The sequence below is a fragment of the Antarctobacter heliothermus genome (assembly GCF_900188425.1).
Classification (GTDB): Bacteria; Pseudomonadota; Alphaproteobacteria; order Rhodobacterales; family Rhodobacteraceae; genus Antarctobacter; species Antarctobacter heliothermus.
This window is the reverse complement of record NZ_FZON01000145.1, coordinates 1-1,387: the sequence shown is the minus strand read 5'-3', so window position 1 is coordinate 1,387 and position 1,387 is coordinate 1. Positions and strand designations below refer to the sequence as shown.

Annotated in this window: 4 protein-coding genes; all 4 read left to right on the top strand. The window is 66.8% G+C overall.

Features of this window, described 5'->3' with window-relative positions:
- A partial coding sequence (locus CHB90_RS25955; protein ID WP_089280566.1) for a hypothetical protein occupies positions 1 to 291 on the top strand: 291 nt, incomplete at its 5' end.
- Positions 284 to 415 carry a hypothetical protein gene (locus CHB90_RS27420; protein WP_281256146.1) on the top strand — a complete coding sequence of 44 codons (132 nt, stop codon included), beginning with the start codon at positions 284 to 286 and terminating at the stop codon, positions 413 to 415. The genes CHB90_RS25955 and CHB90_RS27420, both read left to right, overlap by 8 nt.
- 4 nt (positions 416 to 419) lie before the next feature.
- Entirely contained in the window at positions 420 to 1,115 is a 696-nt protein-coding gene (locus tag CHB90_RS25950; protein WP_089280565.1) for a lysozyme, read from the top strand.
- A 3-nt stretch (positions 1,116 to 1,118) separates the two neighbouring features.
- Positions 1,119 to 1,349 carry a hypothetical protein gene (locus CHB90_RS25945; protein ID WP_089280564.1) on the top strand — a complete coding sequence of 77 codons (231 nt, stop codon included), beginning with the start codon at positions 1,119 to 1,121 and terminating at the stop codon, positions 1,347 to 1,349.
- The last annotated feature ends 38 nt before the right edge of the window (positions 1,350 to 1,387 follow it).

The following is a 1,387-nucleotide window of genomic DNA, read 5'->3' as shown; positions in this document are numbered from 1 at the left end:
GCCTGGGGCGCGCTTGGCGGGGCGACCAATGCGCTGACCACAAAGATGCGCCTGCGCGATGCGCTGCGGCATATCCTGCTCGGCGGACTGATCGCCGCCGGGATGGGCAGCCTCTCCATGGCTCTGGTGACCAGCTGGCTGGATCTGCCGCCCGAGGCCATCCCGGCCGGTGGCGCCGCAGGATCCGCCGCCTATCTCGTCGGCGTCTTTGGCCCGGCCGTCATCGAAGTCATCCTCGCCCGACTGCGCGCCGTACAGGTCGGCAGGGGCGATGGAGGCGACGATGAGTGAGCTCCTCCGTCTCGCGCGGTCCATCCGCTGTCTGTCTGCCGACCCCCGGCAGGCCTTCATTCACCGCCTGCGCATCGGCCTCGCCGTCGCAGCGCTGATCCTGATCTTTTCTCAACTGGGATAAATCCATGCAGATGACTGCCAGGAAAACTTCTGATCGCGGCCTTTTGGCCCTCACCCGGCACGAGGGTATCGTGCCGGGACCCTACCTTGACGTGGTGAACGTCTGGACCTTTGGCGTCGGCCATACTGCTGCGGCTGGTCCGCCCGATCCGGCCAAGATGCCCCGCGGCATGCCAACCGATCTGGACGAAGGCGTCCGGGATGCACTCGGCATCTTCTGCGCGGATCTGGCGCGCTACGAGGCCGACGTCCGGCGCGCGGTGAAGGTGCCCCTCGCGCCCCATGAATTCGATGCGCTGGTCTCGTTCCACTACAACACAGGCGGCATCGCACGGGCGACGCTGACGCGCTACCTGAACGCAGGTGACCGCGCAGCAGCCGCCGGGGCCTTCCTGAACTGGCGCAAGCCCGCCGCAATTATCCCCCGCCGGGAAGCGGAGCGGGATCTCTTCCGGGACGGCCGCTATCCCGGCGGGACGATCCCGATCTGGGCGGTCGACAGAAACGGTCGGGTGGATTTCTCCCGACCGCTCCGGCGGCTGACCGAGGATGAGGCGCTGGCGCTCTTGCGGCCCAAACGGACGGTTTCTTCCGAGTCCAAACCGGCCACGCCATCGGCAACGCCATCGGCATCCAAAGAGCAGCCCAACTGGCTCACTCGGCTGGCGAATTTTATCTCAAACCTGAACCGGAAGGCCTGATCCATGCGCTATATCCGACCCAATTCCCTGACTTGGTGGGCGGGCATGCTTGCCGTTCTGACCGGTGCGGCCGCCACGGCCCTCCCCGCCACCGGCGCCTTCAGCGAACTCACCCGGCTTGTCGCCCTGCTGGCGGGCTCGGGCGATGCCTCACCGGCCGGGTTGATCTTCCTCGGTCTTGGCCTGATCGGCCTGCGCGACCGGATCGAACGCGGGTTCCGGGGCCATGGCTGATCTCCTGACATTGATCGTAACCGCCGTCACAACCCTGG